Below are 17,285 nucleotides of genomic sequence, written 5' to 3'. Positions count from 1 at the left end.
TAGCACCTACCCTAAAAGCTGTCAAGCAAAGATTTCACGATTAAATACCATCCATCGACCAAAACGAAAAGCAATATTTTAAAGGGCAGAGAGATCATAACCGGCGGAAGCATCATCATTCCCATTGACATTAAGACGCTCGCCACGACCATATCGATAATTAAAAACGGAATAAAAATCATAAAGCCCATCTGAAAAGCGGTCTTGAGTTCCGAGATCGCATAAGCGGGCACCATCGTCGTCAAAGGAATATCCTGAATCGATTCGGGCTTTTTCATTTTGGCGTAGTTCATAAACAGCGCCAGATCCTTTTGCCTTGTATGCTTGCTCATGTATTCTTTAATCGGCTTCTCGGCTTTTGTATATGCTTCATCGAGACTGATTTTGTTGTTCATCAGCGGCGTTAAGGCATCCTTATTAATCTCTGAAAAAGTCGGAGCCATAATAAAAAACGTCAAGAACAGCGCAAGACCGATTAATACCTGATTCGGAGGCATGTTCTGCGTCGCCAGTGAGGTTCTCACAAAAGACAGGACGATGACGATTCTCGTAAAGCAGGTCATCAAAATCAAAATACCCGGCGCCACTGAAAAGACGGTCAAAAGCAGCAGTAACTTAACAGTAGAGCTGACTTCGGTCGGACTGCTTGAATTAAAAAGATTAATAAATTCATTCATGATGATACGGGCCTTTCTTTTTTCCTTCAGAACGGCTTTGTTTCAGCTCGCTCAGCTGTTCTTTCAGCGCTTTTGAAAACGACGGAAGCATCGTTTGCGGCTTTTTTTCTCCATCCTTACGCGGCTTTACGAGTTTGTTCCATTCCACTTTTGAGGACATCGCCTCTTCGTATTGGCTCAGAATCGCCTCGCGCTCTTTTTCATCTTCAATTTCTTTTAAAAGCTGTATCGTCTCGCCGACACCGACCACAAGTACGCTGTTTCCCACTTTAATCAGCTGCACGGAACGGTTTTGGCCGACTGACGTTCCGCCGATATTTTCTACATATTGAAACGGCTTCAGCAGACGGTTTCTTTTATTCATCAGTTTGACAAATCCATAGATCAGCAGAATGACAAATAATAAGGCCCCAATCATCTTTACAAAATCAAAAGCGGAGACAGAAGATGCAGAAGCATCCCCTATCTCTTGATCAGCCGTTTGTTTCGATGTATCGTTTTTTTTCTCTGTTTTGTTTGTTGATTGTTTGTCAAACCATTCGTTGACGGTGGAATTATCAGACTCCGCCGCAAAAGCAGGGAACGGATGTACATTGAGTAAAACGAAACAACAAATCAAAGCTAGTAAACCATGACTCTTTTTCAACAGTCGTACACCCTTTAGCTTAATGTTTTATTAATGGCTTCAAGCACGCGGTCCGCTTGGAACGGCTTCACGATAAAGTCTTTTGCGCCGGCTTGAATCGCGTCAATGACCATTGACTGCTGGCCCATTGCCGAACACATGATGATTTTCGCCTGCGGATCGATTTGTTTAATTTCCTTTAATGCGGTAATCCCGTCCATTTCAGGCATTGTAATATCCATTGTCACAAGGTCGGGTGAATGCTCTTTGAATTTTTCGACCGCCTGTGCTCCGTCTGAAGCTTCAGCTACAACGTCAAAACCGTTCTTCACCAAAATATCCTTGATCATCATTCTCATAAATGCTGCATCGTCTACAATTAAAATTCTGTGTGCCATAATCTGTTTCTCTCCTCTATGTTCGCTTATTTTAAATTGTTAAGGCGGTCAGCCTGACTTAAAATGTCAGTAACTCTCACGCCGAAGTTTTCTTCTATGACAACAACCTCGCCCTTTGCTACGATCCGCTGATTGACCAGGATGTCAACGGGTTCACCCGCCAGCTTATCAAGCTCAATTATGCTTCCCGCAGAAAGTTCAAGGATTTCTTTGACGCTTCTCTTCGTTCTGCCGAGCTCGACCGTAACGGAAAGCGGGATATCCATCAGCATATCAAGGTTGTTTCTTGAACCGTGCGCCGCCGCTGCATTTTGATCAAACGCCTGGAATTCCACCGGAGCGACTTGAACGGGAGCAGCTTTTTTAGCGGTTCCCTGTCTCTTCGGAAGCTCGGGTTTTGCCTGCGGTTCCTGCTGAACGGCCGGTTCCTGCTGTGGCGTTTCGTATGTTTCCTGCGGTTCTGACACGGTTTCTGCGGCTTCTGCCACAGGCTGATCTGTATTCATCAGCTCCGCGATCAGATCCTTCGCAAACGTAAGCGGATAAAGCTGCATGATGCTCGAATCGATTAATTCACCGACTTTCAGGCGGAATGAAACTTTTACAAGCAGGTCATCCTCCGGTATTCTGTCCGTCCCTTTTTCTTCCGTCACATCCAGAAGTTCAACCCGCGGCGGAGAAATGTCGATCTTTTTACTGAATACGGTCGACATCGACGTAGCAGCCGAGCCCATCATTTGATTCATTGCTTCCTGCACGGCGCTCAGGTGGATTTCCCCGAGTGACGGATCGGCGCCTTGGCCGTCTCCGCCGATCATCAAATCCGCGATGATGGCTGCGTCGCTTTGTTCTACGACGAGCAAATTGCTGCCGTCAAATCCTTCTGTGTAGTTCACTTCAATGGCAACATACGGATGAGGAAATTCATCACTGATTTTGCTTTTTGAAATGACGGTCACACTCGGTGTCGTAATGTCCACTTTTTGATTTAAAAGAGTGGACAGCGCCGTAGCCGAGCTGCCGAATGAAATATTCCCGATTTCTCCGATCGCATCGCGCTCAAGTTCAGACAAGTTCGCCTTTTGAGGCTGTTCTGTATCCTCTTGACTTCCTGTGCCATTAAGAAGAGCATCGATTTCATCTTGAGATAATCTATTGTTCATCTTGTTCACCTCTTATGTCGTGATCTAAAATTTGCACTGCCTGTCTTCGATTCACCCGGCCGGCCTGCCCTAAAAACTTCGGTTTGTTTCCGACCAATACAGTAAGAGGATCAGTCACTGATTTGTCCAGAGTTATACAGTCCCCGGCTTCCAAACTTAAAAATTCTTCTATTGTCAGTTCAGAAGCTCCCAAGAGAGCTACTACGGGAATTTGTGCCGTCATGATGCGCTTTTCAAGCAACTTTGTTTCTTCGGGCTTCGCTTCATTCCGATCTGATTGCATCCAATAATGTACGGAAAGCTTAGGGATTATCGGCTCAAGCACGACATGGGGAATACAAAGATTAATGACACCGCTGATTTCACCGATCTGCGTATTGAGAGAAATGACCACGACGGTTTCATTTGGCGAAACCATCTGTACAAACTGAGGATTCACTTCAAATTCAGTCATTTCAGGATCAATATCAGCAATGGATTGCCAAGCTTCTTTGTAGTTGCCCAGTGCATTTTCAAATAAATTAGAAATAATGTTCGTTTCTATTTCCGTAAGATTGTCAGCTTTGTTATGGGTGATGCCGATGCCTCCCATGACGCGGTCAAGCATGGCGTATGCGATGGTGGGATTAACCTCCATCATGATCCTGCCTTCCATCGGATGAACATCGAACAAATTCAGGATCGTCATGTTCGGTATGGAGCGGATAAATTCTTCATACGGCACCTGGTCAACTGAGCTGACAGATATATGGATATACGTTCTGAGCTTGGCGGAAAAGTGTGTTGTGAGAAGCCTCGCAAAGTTATCATGTATCCGGGTTAAACTCCGTATCTGATCTTTCGAAAACCTGAGCGCCCGTTTAAAATCATATACTTTTACTTTTTTCTCTTTAACTTCCTTTTTCAGCTCTTCCGCATCCGCCTCACCTGTCGAAATGGCTGAAAGCAGTGCGTCTATTTCATTTTGAGAGAGAACTTCTCCTGACATTTTCTTCACCTCCGTATTCTGTCAAATTTGTTTTTATTGCAGATTAAAGGAGGTAATGTACACTTTCTGAACTTTTCCTTCTTGGAGATAGCTGTTTACTTTTTCTTTTAAGGATTGTTTAAACGCTTCTCTTCCTTTATCTCCCTCAATCTCTCCGGCGCTTGTATCGGCTAAAATGGAAATGATGTTGTCTTTCACCTGAAAATCGCGTTTTTCTAGTTCTTCCTTCGCTTTTTCCGAGTCGGTTTCAAGCTTGATGCCGATGCGGATGATGCTGTCGGACTTTAAGTTCGTCGTGATATCATCGACAGACACAGTAGCTGCAACGACTTCATCGATTGTAGGCTTTTTGTCTTTGTCTGAATGTCCGCTGACGACAAAATATGCTGCCGTTCCGAGGCCGGCAACGACAATTAAAATAATCAGCATAATAATGACTAATTTTTTTTTCATTCTTCTTCCTCTATTCCCTGATCCAGTGAAAATATTTGTATGCTATGGTAAAACGAAATGACTTTTTTAAGAACTGCTTCTTCCGGTTCTTTCACTACGAACTTTTTGCCGTTGGACAGCGTAATCGTCGTGTCGGGGAAGCACTCAATCTGTTCGATAAACAGCGCGTTCAGCGTAAAAGGCTGGCCGTTTAAACGGGTGACTTGAATCATTCAATTCGGAGAAGCGGCCTTACCGCCTCCCCTCCCTCCTTACCGTTTCAGATTAACCAGCTCCTGAAGGATTTCATCTGAAGTCGTAATGATTTTTGAGTTTGATTGGAAACCGCGCTGAGCAACGATCATTTCGGTAAATTCATCTGTCAGATCAACGTTTGACATTTCAAGATAGCCTGCCAAAAGCTTACCTGAGCCGTTTTCGCCCGGAGCGGTGACAGCACTCGCAGCTCCTGAACTTAATGATTGTCTGTAAAGGTTTCCTCCGATTTTTTCCAGACCGGCGCTGTTAGGGAACGTGACCAGACCGATTTGTCCGGCATCATGAACCGCATCCCCTGCATCAGTGTATGTAACGGTTCCGTCTGCACCGATACTGTAATCTTTCGCGTCAGTAGGAATATTGATTTTGCCCCCGCCGATTTTTTCAAGGTAGTAGCCGTCAGTCGTAACAAGGTTGCCTTTATTGTCCTTCCCGAAATTCCCCGCACGTGTGTAAACGATTCCCGCACCTGTATTAATCTGAAAGTAGCCGTCTCCGTCAATGGCTAGGTCGGTTTTATTCTGTGTAGCCTGCGGGGCGCCGGTTGAATGAACGACATCAATGGAAGAAGTCGCGGCACCCAAGCCGATTTGTTTTGAATTGGTCACGTTTGAACCGCCGGCGACTGTCTGGCTGATCAAATCTTTAAACGTAACGCGGCTTTTCTTAAATCCCACTGTGTTGACGTTGGCGATGTTATTGCCGATTACATCTAGTTTTGTCTGAAAGTTTTTCATGCCGCTGATACCGGAATATAATGAACGTAACATGTTAAATTCCCCCTGGGTTTTCTTTTTATTTAGATGTTTCGCTGACGGCCGTGACATTCCACGGACTGACCTCTTTGCCATTTTCAAGCACGAGCACGTAATTGCCGTTTGAATGCTTGACTGAATTGACTGGGCTTGTCTGATCCTTCCCGTCGCTGTCGCTGAATGTGACATTTTTGCCGATCCAGTTCACATACATCGTAAACGGATCTTGATTTTCTACAAATTTAGTCATCGTCGTATTCATATTCATCATTTGCTCCAATGAAGAAAATGTCGCCATCTGACTGATGAATTCTTTGTCATCAACCGGATTGAGCGGGTCCTGGTTCTGAACCTGCGTCATTAAGATCTTCAGAAATTCGTCTTTCCCTAAATTCGTGCTGCTGTTTACGGCGGCGGTGCTCTTCGTATTAGAAGCGCCCGCTGCGGCATAATCCGAGTTTACAGAAGTCAACTATTCTTCCTCCATTTCATTGAGAGAAAGCTCCTCCAGCATATCTCCGAAATCACCTGACTGCTGCTGGTTTTTCTGCTCTCTCTGTCCCTGCTGCTGCTGTTTATTGTGATCGGCTGTCTGACCGTAAACCGGCTGCTGATCCCCGCTTTGAAGCGGGACGGTAAAACGGTCGATTTGGACCGACATATTCGGAAGCGACTGTTTCAGCTGAGGAAGATGCTGTTCCAGCAGCTCTTTCGCAGACTGGCTTGATGCGATTATTTTGCTTTGAAACATCCCGTTTTCGTTTGTCACCTTAATCGTGACAAAACCGAGGTTCTCAGGATTAAGACGAATCGTAAAGCTTCCGGTCGTTTTCCCGAAAGGCGTGTATTTCATCTGTTTCCAGCCGCTGATGACCTGGTCTGTTAACGGTTTATTTTCTGCCGGCTGCTGTTCAGCTCCTGCGGACGCTTGCTGAATGCCGGCAAGACTTCTCGTTCCCGAAAACAGTATATGCTCGGACAATTTGCTGTCAGATGGTTTCACGTGAGAAATCGTGCCGCCGTTTTGCTGTTCCGTTTTCCCGGCTGACTCTTGGGACGATTCAGATGATTGAGATAACACAAAAGCTTTCAGCTCAGTTTCAGCCATATTCCATTCCTTTGTTCCTTTTTGAGAAAGGCCCGCAAGCTGCTCAGCGACGCTTTGAAAGCTCTTCAGCTCAGCGGTAGACATAGAATAAAGCTTAGATGCAGATTCATTTTTCGGAAATAGCGTCTGCCGCAGGTCTTGAATCACGCGGTCCGGTACGCCTTGTTTTTTCAACGCCGCTAATAAACGGTCACCTTCCTGATAAACCGCCTTTGCCTGTGCGCTGTCCGGCTGATTCTCTTGGTGCGCAAATAGCTGGGCTGCGGCTTCTTGAATGAAAAGGAGGCCCGTTTCAAGCGCGTCTCGCCCGGAATCCCCTTCATTAGCGGGAGAACCCAGCTCAATCTTTTCAGGCTTCACCCCATGCCGTTTGCCGGCTAACATGGCTTCAACAGATTCAGCAAGCTGCTTCAATAAAGGAAGAGCGGTTTCAGCCGGTTGCTTTCCTTCAAGGGCTTTGACCGCCTCAAGCAGCTGTTTCAGCTGAAGTTCTTTATCTTCCGGGCCGGCTTTCAGCCAATCACCGATTTTCGAGAGAGCATCATTAAGCTCTGCATCACTTGTTTTCGCCTCATCTCCGGGCTTCTGTTGAGAAGTGATTTCCGACAGAAGCCGGTTCTGAAATAGGCCTAAGCTGTTTACATTCATCTTCACATTGCTGTTTTGCGCAGTCTGCGTGCGATTCCCCGTTATTTCAAGCAGCTTCAACTTACATCACTCCTTATTTCCGTCAGCGGATAGTTTTTCTGTATATTTAGCCGCTTGTTCAGGAGTCATTTTCGTCAAGATTTCAGCAAGCTGCTTTTTACTTAGTCCGTTTAAAATATCGAGGGCATCTTTTTCTTTCAGCTTTGCGATAATGCTTGCCGCTTTACCGCTGTCCATACTTTTATAGATATTGATCATTTTATCTTTTCCCGCTGAACCCGAAGCGTCTTTTTTCGTTTCATCCGTTTTCTGCTGCTGTTCCGTTTTCTGCTGCTGTTCAGCTTCCTGTTTCAATGAACGGATTTTCTGGTTCAGATTGTCGATTTCGGATTTGCTTGTGTCCAAATCTTTATTTAAAATGTTAATTTCACTTTTTTGTTCCTTTATGGTCTTTTCAAGAGAAGCCGTTCGGTCTTCCTTCTGCTTTTCCGCTGCGCTTTTTGTTTCTTTCGTTTCGGGAACCAATTCTTTTAAAACAGGCGTTTTTGCGGCTGTTTCCTGAATCGGCTTCATCACATCTACGCCGGCAGCCCAAAGGACGATGCTTGCGACGATGATCAGAAAAACCAGCGGGATAATGATAAAAAGCAGGATTGAACCGAACTTTCCAGATCCCTTTTCTTTATCGGCCATTTTATTCGCTCCTAATGCCCCTGAATCATAAACTGCTTGATTGAAATATCGTCCATTTCCCTCATTTCTGCAGCTTTGTCTTCAAGAGCAAACATATTAAATTGTTTTTCCCGCATTTTTTCAAATTTCTTTACTTCAATGTTTTTTTCGGTGAGCTGTTCCTGCTTCTCATTCATTTCATTTCGTTTCATAATGACAAGTTTTTGATAATGATAGATGGTGTTCTCAAGATTGGAGACGAATTGCTGATAATGTCTCATTTCCTGAACGCTCATCCCGCATTTCAGCTTTGATTCTTTGTCTTTTTCGAGCGATTCTTTTTTGCTCATATTTTCATATAGTTTTTCAGCCACTGTTTCAAATTCAGAAACCGATTGTCTGTATTCAGACAATGTTTGGTCTTTTTCATTCTCTTTTAATTCCAGCAGCTTTTGAAATCTGAATTGGTACGCCACGATGTTTATTCCTCTTTTCCTGTCATACTCGTCAATACCGCAATACTGTCTTCCAATTGAGCAGGTTCTTCAGTTCCTTGTTTTAAAAATTGAATGAGCTGCGGATAAAACTGAATCGCTTCATCAATTTCTCTCGATGACCCTCTTTTGTAAGCTCCGATATTAATGAGGTCTTCAGAGTTTTGATAAGTTGACAGAAGATCGCGGAATTTGTTGGCCGCCTCTATATGCGCGGCGTCTGAAATATTAGACATAACCCTGCTGATGCTCTTCAGGATATTCACCGCTGGGAACTGCCCTTTGTTGGCAAGCGCCCGATCGAGAACAATATGTCCGTCTAATATACCGCGCACCGTATCGGCAATCGGTTCATTCATGTCGTCTCCGTCAACGAGAACCGTATAAAAAGCGGTTATCGTCCCTTGTTCATTCGCACCCGTTCTTTCCAGCAAACGGGGCAGAATAGCGAACACGGAAGGTGTATATCCTTTTGTTGTCGGCGGTTCCCCCGCTGCCAGCCCGATTTCACGCTGAGCCATCGCAACCCTCGTGACGGAGTCCATCATGAACATGACATTCCGGCCTTTATCACGGAAATATTCCGCAATGGCGGTCGCTGTATATGCCGCTTTCAAACGCATTAATGCAGGCTGATCAGAAGTCGCGACTACGACAATCGAGCGTTTCAAGCCTTCTTCGCCTAAATCCTTCTCAATGAATTCCCGCACCTCGCGCCCCCGTTCACCGACGAGTGCGATGATGTTTAGATCTGCTTCGGTCTGCTTTGCGATCATTCCCATCAAAGTGCTTTTTCCGACTCCGCTTCCGGCAAAAATTCCGATTCTCTGCCCTTTTCCTACTGTCAGCAGACTGTCAATCGACCTGACACCGACACCCATCTTTTCCCTTATCGGCGGCCGTTTCATCGGGTTTGGCGGCGGCTGTTCCGTCGAAACGGGAGACAATCCTTTAGGAAGCGCCCTGCCGTCAAGAGGCTCACCGAACGCATCAACAACCTGTCCGATTAAACCTGCGCCTACTTTGATACGGAGAGACTCGCCGGTAGCCTCCACAATGCTGCCCGGCGCAATGCTTGCCGCTTCCAGATAAGGCATTAACAGTATGTTTTCATCTTGGAAGCCTACAACCTCAGCTTTAATCGCTTTTTTTGAATGACCTTTCGGATAAATGAGACAAACATCTCCGATCGAGCTTTCGGGCCCTTTTGATTCAATCATCAGCCCGATAACACGTTTAACCTTACCGTAGCGTTTGTACGGATCCGCTGTTTCAATCGAGTCTATTAAATACTGTGTCTTCATTGCTCCGCTCCCGCCTCAAGCGCCGTTAAAAGCTTTTGCTTTAATTGCATCAGCTGGGTGTCTATTCCTGCATCCACCCGTCCGAACGGTGTTTCTATGGAGCACGTTCCCTTTGCAGCTTTTTCATCGGCATACAAGCTTAACCTGCATTCTTTGTATAACAGCTGCTGAATTTCATCCATATGCTGATGAACCGTCTCATAATATTCCGGGTCCACATAAATGGAAATGTCATCATAATCTTTCACTTCGGCTATTACCTGTTTGACTAACAGAAGAAAAGCTTCTTTATCATCACTTTTTTGCCGCCAAACTTTTTTAGCGAGCGCAACGGAAAGCTCAATGATTTCTTCCTCAGCGCTTTCCAGCTTTTCCTCGACTGACTGTCTGGCCATTTCCATAACGGCATTGGCCCGGCTGATGAGGTCTGCGTATTCGGCCTGAGCCTCGGCTTTTCCCAATGCCATGCCTTCGTTATATCCTTCTGCCTTTGCATCTTCTATCAGTCTTTGTTTTTCATCCGCCCAGCGGCTTTTCTCTTCCTCAATCTGCCGGAGGGTGTACTCCAGCTGATTTTTCGCTTCTTCAGATACCCTGTCGGCTTCTGCTTTGGCAAAAGCCATGAGAACCTCAGGATTTTCTTCCTCCAGGCCGAGCTGGGGATGCGTTTTCCTGACTTCCTGCAAGGAAAGCTTGCGCCGTTTTTGTTCAGGAGAAAATGATGATTGCTGTTTAATGATATTAGACAATAATATCGTCTCCTCCGCCTCGCGCGATTACAATTTCACCGGCTTCTTCAAGCTTGCGGACGACGCCCACGATTCTTGATTGCGCCTCTTCCACATCACGCAAACGCACAGGCCCCATAATTTCCATTTCTTCTTTAAACGTTTCAACCATACGCTGTGACATATTGCTGAAGACGATCTCTTTGACTTCCTCGCTCGCAACCTTCAATGACAGCAGGAGGTCGTCATTTTCAACGTCTCTGATCACGCGCTGAATCGCACGGTTATCAAGGGTGACAATATCTTCAAAGACAAACATCCGTTTTTTGATTTCATCCGCCAATTCAGGATCTTGTATTTCTAATGAATCAAGGATCGTTTTTTCAGTTCCTCTGTCTACGCCGTTTAACACTTCAACAACGGCTTCTATGCCGCCTGTCTGCGTATAATCCTGCGTAAAGGAGGAGGACAGCTTTTGTTCAAGGACCCGCTCCACTTCATTTATGATTTCAGGAGACGTCCTGTCCATAACCGCAATCCTTCTCGCCACCTCAGCCTGAACGTCCGGGTTCAGCTCAGACAAAATCTGTCCGGCCTGCACCGGGTCAAGGTAGGATAAAATCAGCGCCATCGTTTGCGGATGTTCCTGCTGAATGAAATTCAAAATCTGTTCGGGCTCCGCTTTTCTTGCGAAGTCAAACGGCTTTACCTGCAATGAAGAGGTCAGCCTGTTTAAAATGCTTACCGCTTTGTCTTCTCCGAGCGCTTTTTCAAGCACTTGGCGGGCGTAATTTAAACCGCCTTGAGAAATATAATCCTGAGCGATTGCAATATTATGAAATTCTTCAATGATTTCATCTTTTCTCTGATGATCGACGCTTCTGACTCCCGAAATCTCGAGAGTCAATCTTTCAATTTCTTCTTCAGACAAATGCTTGTACACAGAGGCTGATACATCAAGACCTAAGGAAATCATGAGGATGGCTGCTTTTTGTTTTCCTGTAAGCTTGTTCTGATCACGTTTCGCCATTTTCCATTCCCCCTAATCCTCGTCCAGCCAGCTTCGAAGCAGTTTTGCAAAGTCTTCCGGTTTTTCTTTAGCCATTTTTTCAAGCTGTTTTCGTCTGACTGTTTCTTCCGTTTCATTTTTCTCTTCGTTGATATCAGGCAATCGAACCGGCTCCGGCGCCGTTTCATATTCGTATTCTTCATATTCATCCTCTTGAGAGCGTTTCTTTCTGATGAGGAGAATAATAAGCAGAATAATGGCTGCAAGCAGCACCCCGCCTGTAATGTATACCCAGATCGGGAGACCCGAAGATTGTGCCGAATTTGTGTTCAGGCTTGTTTTTCCGTCAAACGGCTGTACGGATACAACGATTTTATTGTTGATATCATTGGCTGTCAGGTTTTGATTTTGCGTTTCATTTTTATCAAGGGACGTTCTGACAACCGTTCCTAAAATCTTCTGTATATCAGCCTGTCTCTGCGCTGATAATGAGGCGGCATTTTTCGGATTCGGCGGTTCCACCATGACCTGAATGCCTAAATCACGCACTTTATACGGGCTTTCTGCGATTTCTTTATGAATGCGGTTGACTTCATAGTTGATTTTATTGCTGCTTTTTTCGTAGTCTCCGCTGTTTGAACCGTCATTTGCCTGTTTATAGTTGGCGGTGTCATTGCTGCCCGTTCCGGCTGTTCCGCCGTTGGCCGCGCCGTCGCCTTTATACGTTTCCGCAACTTTTTCGGCGCTTACCGCTATGCCTTCCATGTTATCTTTATCGACAGGCTCGACAATGTCTTCAGTGCGTTTTTCTTTCGTGAAGTCAACATCTGCCGTAACGGAAACCACGACTTTATCCTGCCCCATCATTGTGCCGAGCAGTGATTGGACATGTTTTTGAATATCCTTTTCGACCTGCGACTTAATACCTTGCTGAGAAGCATAACTGTCAGAAACGGACCCTGCGCCGCTGTCACTTTTGTCATAATATGTAGAATTTTGATCCATTATGACGATATTATCTTCTTTTAAGTTCGGGACGCTTTTAGAAACGAGATGGTACAGCCCGTTGATCTGGCTTTGATCAAGCGAGTAGCCCGGTTTAATCTGCAAAACGATCGATGCGGATGCTTCCGGCTGATCTTCACCGACAAACACGGCTTCTTTCGGCATATTGATCATGACCTTCGAGCTTTTAATACCGTCCATTTCATTTATCAGGTTTGACAATTCAGTCTGAGTCGCCTCAACCTTTAAAACGTCAAACTCATTATCTGTCAGGCCGAAGCCCGCATTCTGTCCGAAAAACGAATAATCAATTGATCCCGTTTTCGGCAGGCCTTCCGCGGCAAGCTGGACTTTAAGCGAATCCACTTGGCTCTCAGGAACCTTAATGACCGTGCCGCCGTCAGCAAGTTCAGAAGACACCTTTTTCGTATCGAGCTCTTCTTTAATCTTCCCCGCTTCTTCCGCGGACAAGTCTTTATAAAGAGGCACCATCTTTTCAGACGAAGTAAAAATAATAACGACGATGAGTAAAATAATGAATGCGGCCAAGCCGCTTACCATGAGTATCTTCTGTGTTTTTGATCTGTTATTCCAAAACGCTGCCGTTTTGGTTTTCATTTGCGTTAGAGTACGATTCATGTTAACCCCCGGTCATTCCAGTCATTCTCTTTCATCTGACCACCACTACATCTGCATTCTCATGATTTCCTGATAGGCTTCCACGGCTTTATTGCGGAATTCGGTAGCGGCCGTCAGAGAAATATTTGCTTTTTGGGCAGCGATCATGACCTCGTCAAGGTTTACATCCTTTCCTGCAGCCAGTTCGTTCGTTATTTGGTCAGATTGCACTTGCGACTCATTTAACGAATCAATCGAGTTTTTTAAAAGCTCCGAAAAGCTTGTTTGATTTGAAGAATCAGTTTTTTGAGCTTGATTTAATTGATTCGTTACGTTTTGAGTGTTTTGGGTTTGTTGAAGCTGAAAAGGAGTAATAGCGTTAACCACTTACATCACCTTACTTTCCGATTTCTAAAGCCTTTAAAAGCATGCCTTTGGAGGCGTTCAATGCCGTCACGTTTGCTTCATATGATCTCGTGCTGCTGACAAGATCCACCATTTCCTTTAATGGGTCTACATTGGGTTTTTGTACATATCCGTCTTTATTCGCATCGGGATTTTCCGGATCGTAAACGAGATTAAAAGCGGATGGGTCTTCCGTAATCGAAGATACCTTTACGCCATTTCCGGCGTTTCCGATTCCGTTCATCTTGGAATTTAAAAGGGACGAAAATGATTCGCCTCCGGATTGGAGAGAAACCAGCTTTCTTCTGTAAGGCACCCACTCGCCATTGACCTGCTTCGCTCTCGTTGTGTCCATATTGGCCAGGTTGGACGATACCACGTCCATCCGGACACGCTGTGCAGTTAAAGCAGACCCAGAAATATTTAAGCTTTGAAAGCCACTCATTATTTTCCTCCTGTCAAGACTGTTTTCAGGGAATTGAATTTGCCGCTCATTCTTTCAACCAAAGCTTGATAATTAATTTGGTTTTCGGCTAAATCTGTCATTTCTTTGTCGATATCGACATTGTTTCCGTTTTGCTGGTACGATGTATCACCGCTGGACACGATGGAATAATCGTCCCCCGAATCCGTAAAGTCAACGTGTCGATAGTCGGTTTTTACAGCCTCAAGATTGGATGTTTCCTGATCTAACAAATTTCGGAAAGAGACTTTTTTTGCCTTATAGTTCGGTGTATCTATATTGGCGATATTATTAGTTAAGACTTTTTGCTTAATGTCCGCTCTCCCCAAGGCATTCTCAAGATTTTGTATAGTTCCAGAAAATAAGTCCAAATCCACTTACCTCCATTTCAGATATTTTTCTCCTAAAAATCCTTGTCGAGAATTGTAAAACCATATGCTTATTGTAAGAAATAACAGGCTTAAAGTCTATGAAGTTAGGCTAAAAAAAAGTGCTCATTTGTATCTATTTTGTACATAGGTATTAAGTCCTAGAGTATTTGGACTACAAGCATTTGATTAATATAAGACTGAAAATAGCCGAATTTCTGTATCTTCCCCATTTTTCACACAGCAAGATGGATTATCTCAAATCAGATACCAATAATCAACTTTAAACTGCAACTTTTCACCTATTGTCCATAAAAAAAGCAGGACCCCCGCTTTTAGGGATCCTGCTTTGGGATTAATGAGATTTTAGGTTTTCCAATTCAATAAGGAATTTGTTGTTCAGAACTTTAATGTAAGTCCCCTTCATTCCCAGTGATCTGGATTCAATAACGCCGGCGCTTTCGAGCTTTCTCAGCGCGTTAACGATGACTGAACGGGTAATGCCTACACGGTCGGCAATCTTACTTGCCACAAGTAAGCCTTCGTTTCCGTCAAGCTCTTCAAAGATATGCTCAATCGCTTCAAGTTCACTGTAAGACAAAGAACTGATCGCCATTTGAACAACTGCTTTGCTTCGCGCTTCTTCTTCGATCTCTTCTGCTTTTTCTCTTAAAATCTCCATTCCTACAACGGTTGCTCCGTATTCAGCAAGAATGAGATCATCATCTTCAAATTGGTCCTGCAGACGGGACAGGATCAATGTGCCCAGGCGCTCTCCTCCTCCGATAATCGGCACAATCGTCGTTAAGCCTGCTTGGAACAGGTCTCTGTTTTCAACAGGGAAAGCCGTATATTCGCTATTGATATCAAGGTTTGAAGACGTCTCCGGAACGTTGAACAGGTTTTTCGTGTACTCTTCCGGGAACTGGCGGTCTTCAAGCATTTTTTTCATGCGGTCATTTTCGATCTGCTGATTAATAGAGTAGCCCAAAAGCTTTCCTCTGCGGCTGACGACGAAAATATTAGAATCAATGACGTCGCGAAGCGTTTCTGCCATTTCTTTAAAGTTTACCGGTTTGCCTGCCGCAGCCTGCAGCATGCTGTTAATAATTCGTGTTTTTTGTAGTAAAGCCATGTTAAATAATCCTCCTAGAATTCCTCTTATTAAATTTTCACAATATAAATTGACTTAGATCTTTGTTGTTTGCAATCGATCCGAGCTTTTCTTCAACGTATTGCGGCGTGATGGCGACTTTTTCCATCGTCACGTCCGGCGCTTCAAACGACAGGTCCTCTAAGAGACGTTCCAATATCGTGTGAAGCCTTCTTGCTCCGATGTTGTCCGTATCCTGATTCACATGATAAGCCACTTCGGCGATCTTACGAATAGCTTCGTCAGAAAATTCAAGAGATATACCTTCTGTCTGCAATAAAGCCTGATATTGTTTTAACAGCGCATTATCAGGTTCAACGAGAATTTTCACAAAATCATCCACCGTCAGCTTGCTCAGTTCTACACGAATCGGAAAGCGCCCCTGCAGCTCCGGAATCAGATCAGACGGTTTGGCCATATGGAATGCCCCGGCGGCTATAAACAGCACGTGGTCGGTTTTGACGGAGCCGTATTTCGTGACGACGGTCGAGCCCTCGACAATCGGAAGGATATCCCTTTGGACGCCCTCTCTCGAGACATCGGCTGAGGAAGAAGCTCCTCCGTTTTTTGCGATTTTATCTATTTCGTCAATAAAAATGATGCCGCCCTCTTCAGCTCTTAACACGGCCTCTTGGCTGACTTCATCCATATCGATTAATTTGCTTGCCTCTTCATTGGTCAGAATCTTTCTTGCCTCTCTGACCGTCATTTTGCGGCGTTTCTTCTTTTTAGGCATCAGATTGCTCAGCGCATCCTGCATATTCATGCCCATCTGCTCCATGCCGGAGCCTTGCAGCATGTCAAACATCGACGGCTGCTGCTCTTCCACCTCTACGGAGACGTAATGGTCTTCGAGCTCTCCCAATGCGAGCTGATGCGCCATGCGCTTTCTTTTCTCTTCAAGGCTCGCTTCTTCCTGCTGATCGCTTTCATCATCGCTTGACGGCTGGCTTCCTCCGAAAAGCATTTCAAACGGATTTTTCACACCCGCTTGTTTTTTCTTTCCCGGTACGAGAAGCCGCACAATGCGTTTGTTTGCATTTTCTTCAGCCTGTTCTTTCACTTCGCTGATTTTTTCTTCTTTAATGAGCCGCACGGATGTCTCAACAAGGTCTCTGACCATTGATTCGACATCTCTGCCTACATAGCCGACTTCTGTAAATTTTGTCGCTTCAATTTTTATAAATGGCGCACCGGTAAGCTTGGCGATCCGTCTGGCGATTTCTGTTTTCCCCACCCCTGTCGGACCCATCATCAGGATGTTTTTGGGAACGATCTCATCTCTCAGTTTTTCATCAAGAAGACTTCTGCGATAGCGGTTTCTTAATGCCACGGCGACAGCTTTTTTTGCATCCTGCTGTCCTACAATGTATTGATCCAACCGATCTACGATTTGTCTCGGTGTTAACGGTTTGTTTTCCATGAGCCTCAAGTCCTTTCTATTCAAGTTCTTCCAAAATGATCTGATCGTTTGTGTACACACAAATCTCGCCTGCGATTTTCAAAGCGGCTTTTGCAATTTCTTTGGCGGACAGGTTTTCTCCGGCATAAGTTTTCAGCGCTCTTCCTGCTGACAGGGCGTAGTTTCCGCCGGAGCCGATTGCCAAAATGCCGTCATCCGGCTCAATCACTTCACCTGTTCCCGATACGAGAAGCAAGGTATCCTGGTTCATGACAATCAGCATGGCTTCCAGCTTGCGCAGCACTTTATCGCTGCGCCATTCTTTCGCAAGCTCAACGGACGCACGTTTTAAATTGCCGTTGTATTCTTCAAGCTTCGCCTCAAACATTTCAAAAAGTGTGAAAGCGTCTGCAACAGATCCCGCGAAGCCGGCCAGAACCTTTCCGTTAAACAGCTTTCTCACTTTTCTCGCAGTATGTTTCATGACTACAGCCTGACCGAATGTGACCTGGCCGTCTCCTGACATAGCGCTTTTTCCTTTATGCTGGACGGCAAAAATCGTTGTCGCATGAAAAGATGACATGAGAAGGG

22 protein-coding genes are annotated in these 17,285 nt (G+C 45.0%); all 22 read right to left on the bottom strand.

Features of this window, described 5'->3' with window-relative positions:
- Positions 1-11 precede the first annotated feature (11 nt).
- Positions 12-677, bottom strand: coding sequence for a flagellar type III secretion system pore protein FliP (gene fliP / locus ABDB98_RS08400; protein WP_016936111.1), 666 nt, complete (start codon positions 675-677; stop codon positions 12-14).
- Positions 670-1,323: a flagella biosynthesis regulatory protein FliZ gene (gene fliZ / locus ABDB98_RS08395; RefSeq protein WP_060962787.1), complete on the bottom strand. Its 654-nt coding sequence runs from the start codon at positions 1,321-1,323 to the stop codon at positions 670-672. The genes fliP and fliZ overlap by 8 nt, the downstream gene beginning before the upstream one ends.
- A gap of 14 nt (positions 1,324-1,337) precedes the next feature.
- Entirely contained in the window at positions 1,338-1,700 is a 363-nt protein-coding gene (gene cheY / locus ABDB98_RS08390) for a chemotaxis protein CheY (protein WP_003154238.1), read from the bottom strand.
- Between the two features lie 26 nt (positions 1,701-1,726).
- Positions 1,727-2,863: a flagellar motor switch phosphatase FliY gene (fliY, locus tag ABDB98_RS08385; protein ID WP_060962788.1), complete on the bottom strand. Its 1,137-nt coding sequence runs from the start codon at positions 2,861-2,863 to the stop codon at positions 1,727-1,729.
- Positions 2,853-3,851, bottom strand: coding sequence for a flagellar motor switch protein FliM (gene fliM, locus ABDB98_RS08380; protein ID WP_047475000.1), 999 nt, complete (start codon positions 3,849-3,851; stop codon positions 2,853-2,855). Before fliM ends, fliY begins: the two co-directional genes overlap by 11 nt.
- A 33-nt stretch (positions 3,852-3,884) precedes the next feature.
- The gene (fliL, locus tag ABDB98_RS08375) at positions 3,885-4,304 is read right to left on the bottom strand and encodes a flagellar basal body-associated protein FliL (protein ID WP_016936115.1); all 420 of its coding nucleotides are present in this window, start codon (positions 4,302-4,304) and stop codon (positions 3,885-3,887) included.
- Positions 4,301-4,516 carry a flagellar FlbD family protein gene (locus ABDB98_RS08370; protein ID WP_003154243.1) on the bottom strand — a complete coding sequence of 72 codons (216 nt, stop codon included), beginning with the start codon at positions 4,514-4,516 and terminating at the stop codon, positions 4,301-4,303. Before ABDB98_RS08370 ends, fliL begins: the two co-directional genes overlap by 4 nt.
- Positions 4,517-4,555: 39 nt before the next feature.
- Complete coding sequence (gene flgG, locus ABDB98_RS08365; protein WP_016936116.1) at positions 4,556-5,332, bottom strand: flagellar basal body rod protein FlgG; 777 nt, start codon at positions 5,330-5,332, stop codon at positions 4,556-4,558.
- 25 nt (positions 5,333-5,357) lie between these two features.
- Positions 5,358-5,789: a flagellar hook assembly protein FlgD gene (flgD, locus tag ABDB98_RS08360; RefSeq protein ID WP_047475006.1), complete on the bottom strand. Its 432-nt coding sequence runs from the start codon at positions 5,787-5,789 to the stop codon at positions 5,358-5,360.
- On the bottom strand, positions 5,790-7,133 hold the full coding sequence (locus tag ABDB98_RS08355) for a flagellar hook-length control protein FliK (protein ID WP_438421924.1): 1,344 nt from the start codon (positions 7,131-7,133) through the stop codon (positions 5,790-5,792).
- Between the two features lie 6 nt (positions 7,134-7,139).
- A complete protein-coding gene (locus ABDB98_RS08350; protein ID WP_438421923.1) occupies positions 7,140-7,766 on the bottom strand; it encodes a MotE family protein in 627 nt (208 codons plus the stop codon).
- 11 nt (positions 7,767-7,777) lie between these two features.
- Positions 7,778-8,221 (bottom strand): flagellar export protein FliJ, encoded by a 444-nt coding sequence (gene fliJ / locus ABDB98_RS08345; protein ID WP_016936120.1) that lies wholly within the window; start codon positions 8,219-8,221, stop codon positions 7,778-7,780.
- 5 nt (positions 8,222-8,226) lie between these two features.
- Complete coding sequence (gene fliI, locus ABDB98_RS08340) at positions 8,227-9,543, bottom strand: flagellar protein export ATPase FliI (RefSeq protein ID WP_016936121.1); 1,317 nt, start codon at positions 9,541-9,543, stop codon at positions 8,227-8,229.
- Entirely contained in the window at positions 9,540-10,292 is a 753-nt protein-coding gene (fliH, locus tag ABDB98_RS08335) for a flagellar assembly protein FliH (RefSeq protein WP_438421922.1), read from the bottom strand. Before fliH ends, fliI begins: the two co-directional genes overlap by 4 nt.
- Entirely contained in the window at positions 10,285-11,301 is a 1,017-nt protein-coding gene (gene fliG / locus ABDB98_RS08330; RefSeq protein WP_003154256.1) for a flagellar motor switch protein FliG, read from the bottom strand. The genes fliH and fliG overlap by 8 nt, the downstream gene beginning before the upstream one ends.
- Before the next feature lie 12 nt (positions 11,302-11,313).
- Positions 11,314-12,924 carry a flagellar basal-body MS-ring/collar protein FliF gene (fliF, locus tag ABDB98_RS08325; RefSeq protein ID WP_060962794.1) on the bottom strand — a complete coding sequence of 537 codons (1,611 nt, stop codon included), beginning with the start codon at positions 12,922-12,924 and terminating at the stop codon, positions 11,314-11,316.
- A 45-nt stretch (positions 12,925-12,969) separates the two neighbouring features.
- A complete protein-coding gene (gene fliE, locus ABDB98_RS08320) occupies positions 12,970-13,290 on the bottom strand; it encodes a flagellar hook-basal body complex protein FliE (protein ID WP_060962795.1) in 321 nt (106 codons plus the stop codon).
- Between the two features lie 10 nt (positions 13,291-13,300).
- Positions 13,301-13,753, bottom strand: coding sequence for a flagellar basal body rod protein FlgC (gene flgC / locus ABDB98_RS08315; RefSeq protein ID WP_016936125.1), 453 nt, complete (start codon positions 13,751-13,753; stop codon positions 13,301-13,303).
- Positions 13,753-14,142 (bottom strand): flagellar basal body rod protein FlgB, encoded by a 390-nt coding sequence (flgB, locus tag ABDB98_RS08310; protein ID WP_016936126.1) that lies wholly within the window; start codon positions 14,140-14,142, stop codon positions 13,753-13,755. Before flgB ends, flgC begins: the two co-directional genes overlap by 1 nt.
- Before the next feature lie 352 nt (positions 14,143-14,494).
- A complete protein-coding gene (gene codY, locus ABDB98_RS08305) occupies positions 14,495-15,274 on the bottom strand; it encodes a GTP-sensing pleiotropic transcriptional regulator CodY (protein WP_013352252.1) in 780 nt (259 codons plus the stop codon).
- A 37-nt stretch (positions 15,275-15,311) separates the two neighbouring features.
- Entirely contained in the window at positions 15,312-16,715 is a 1,404-nt protein-coding gene (gene hslU / locus ABDB98_RS08300) for an HslU--HslV peptidase ATPase subunit (RefSeq protein WP_060962796.1), read from the bottom strand.
- Between the two features lie 16 nt (positions 16,716-16,731).
- Positions 16,732-17,277, bottom strand: coding sequence for an ATP-dependent protease subunit HslV (gene hslV, locus ABDB98_RS08295; RefSeq protein ID WP_060962797.1), 546 nt, complete (start codon positions 17,275-17,277; stop codon positions 16,732-16,734).
- Between the last annotated feature and the right edge of the window lie 8 nt (positions 17,278-17,285).

The sequence above is a fragment of the Bacillus siamensis genome, from assembly GCF_051628075.1.
GTDB lineage: Bacteria > Bacillota > Bacilli > Bacillales > Bacillaceae > Bacillus > Bacillus siamensis.
This window is presented reverse-complemented; position numbering and strand designations above follow the sequence as displayed.

What these genes read in the sequence shown, in the direction of transcription:
- fliP (WP_016936111.1), bottom strand. Translation starts at nt 677, where the DNA reads ATGAATGAATTTATTAATCTTTTTAATTCAAGCAGTCCGACCGAAGTC.
- cheY (WP_003154238.1), bottom strand. Translation starts at nt 1,700, where the DNA reads ATGGCACACAGAATTTTAATTGTAGACGATGCAGCATTTATGAGAATG.
- fliY (WP_060962788.1), bottom strand. Translation starts at nt 2,863, where the DNA reads ATGAACAATAGATTATCTCAAGATGAAATCGATGCTCTTCTTAATGGC.
- fliM (WP_047475000.1), bottom strand. Translation starts at nt 3,851, where the DNA reads ATGTCAGGAGAAGTTCTCTCTCAAAATGAAATAGACGCACTGCTTTCA.
- fliL (WP_016936115.1), bottom strand. Translation starts at nt 4,304, where the DNA reads ATGAAAAAAAAATTAGTCATTATTATGCTGATTATTTTAATTGTCGTT.
- ABDB98_RS08370 (WP_003154243.1), bottom strand. Translation starts at nt 4,516, where the DNA reads ATGATTCAAGTCACCCGTTTAAACGGCCAGCCTTTTACGCTGAACGCG.
- flgG (WP_016936116.1), bottom strand. Translation starts at nt 5,332, where the DNA reads ATGTTACGTTCATTATATTCCGGTATCAGCGGCATGAAAAACTTTCAG.
- ABDB98_RS08350 (WP_438421923.1), bottom strand. Translation starts at nt 7,766, where the DNA reads ATGGCCGATAAAGAAAAGGGATCTGGAAAGTTCGGTTCAATCCTGCTT.
- fliI (WP_016936121.1), bottom strand. Translation starts at nt 9,543, where the DNA reads ATGAAGACACAGTATTTAATAGACTCGATTGAAACAGCGGATCCGTAC.
- fliG (WP_003154256.1), bottom strand. Translation starts at nt 11,301, where the DNA reads ATGGCGAAACGTGATCAGAACAAGCTTACAGGAAAACAAAAAGCAGCC.
- fliF (WP_060962794.1), bottom strand. Translation starts at nt 12,924, where the DNA reads ATGAATCGTACTCTAACGCAAATGAAAACCAAAACGGCAGCGTTTTGG.
- flgC (WP_016936125.1), bottom strand. Translation starts at nt 13,753, where the DNA reads ATGAGTGGCTTTCAAAGCTTAAATATTTCTGGGTCTGCTTTAACTGCA.
- codY (WP_013352252.1), bottom strand. Translation starts at nt 15,274, where the DNA reads ATGGCTTTACTACAAAAAACACGAATTATTAACAGCATGCTGCAGGCT.
- hslU (WP_060962796.1), bottom strand. Translation starts at nt 16,715, where the DNA reads ATGGAAAACAAACCGTTAACACCGAGACAAATCGTAGATCGGTTGGAT.
- hslV (WP_060962797.1), bottom strand. Translation starts at nt 17,277, where the DNA reads ATGTCATCTTTTCATGCGACAACGATTTTTGCCGTCCAGCATAAAGGA.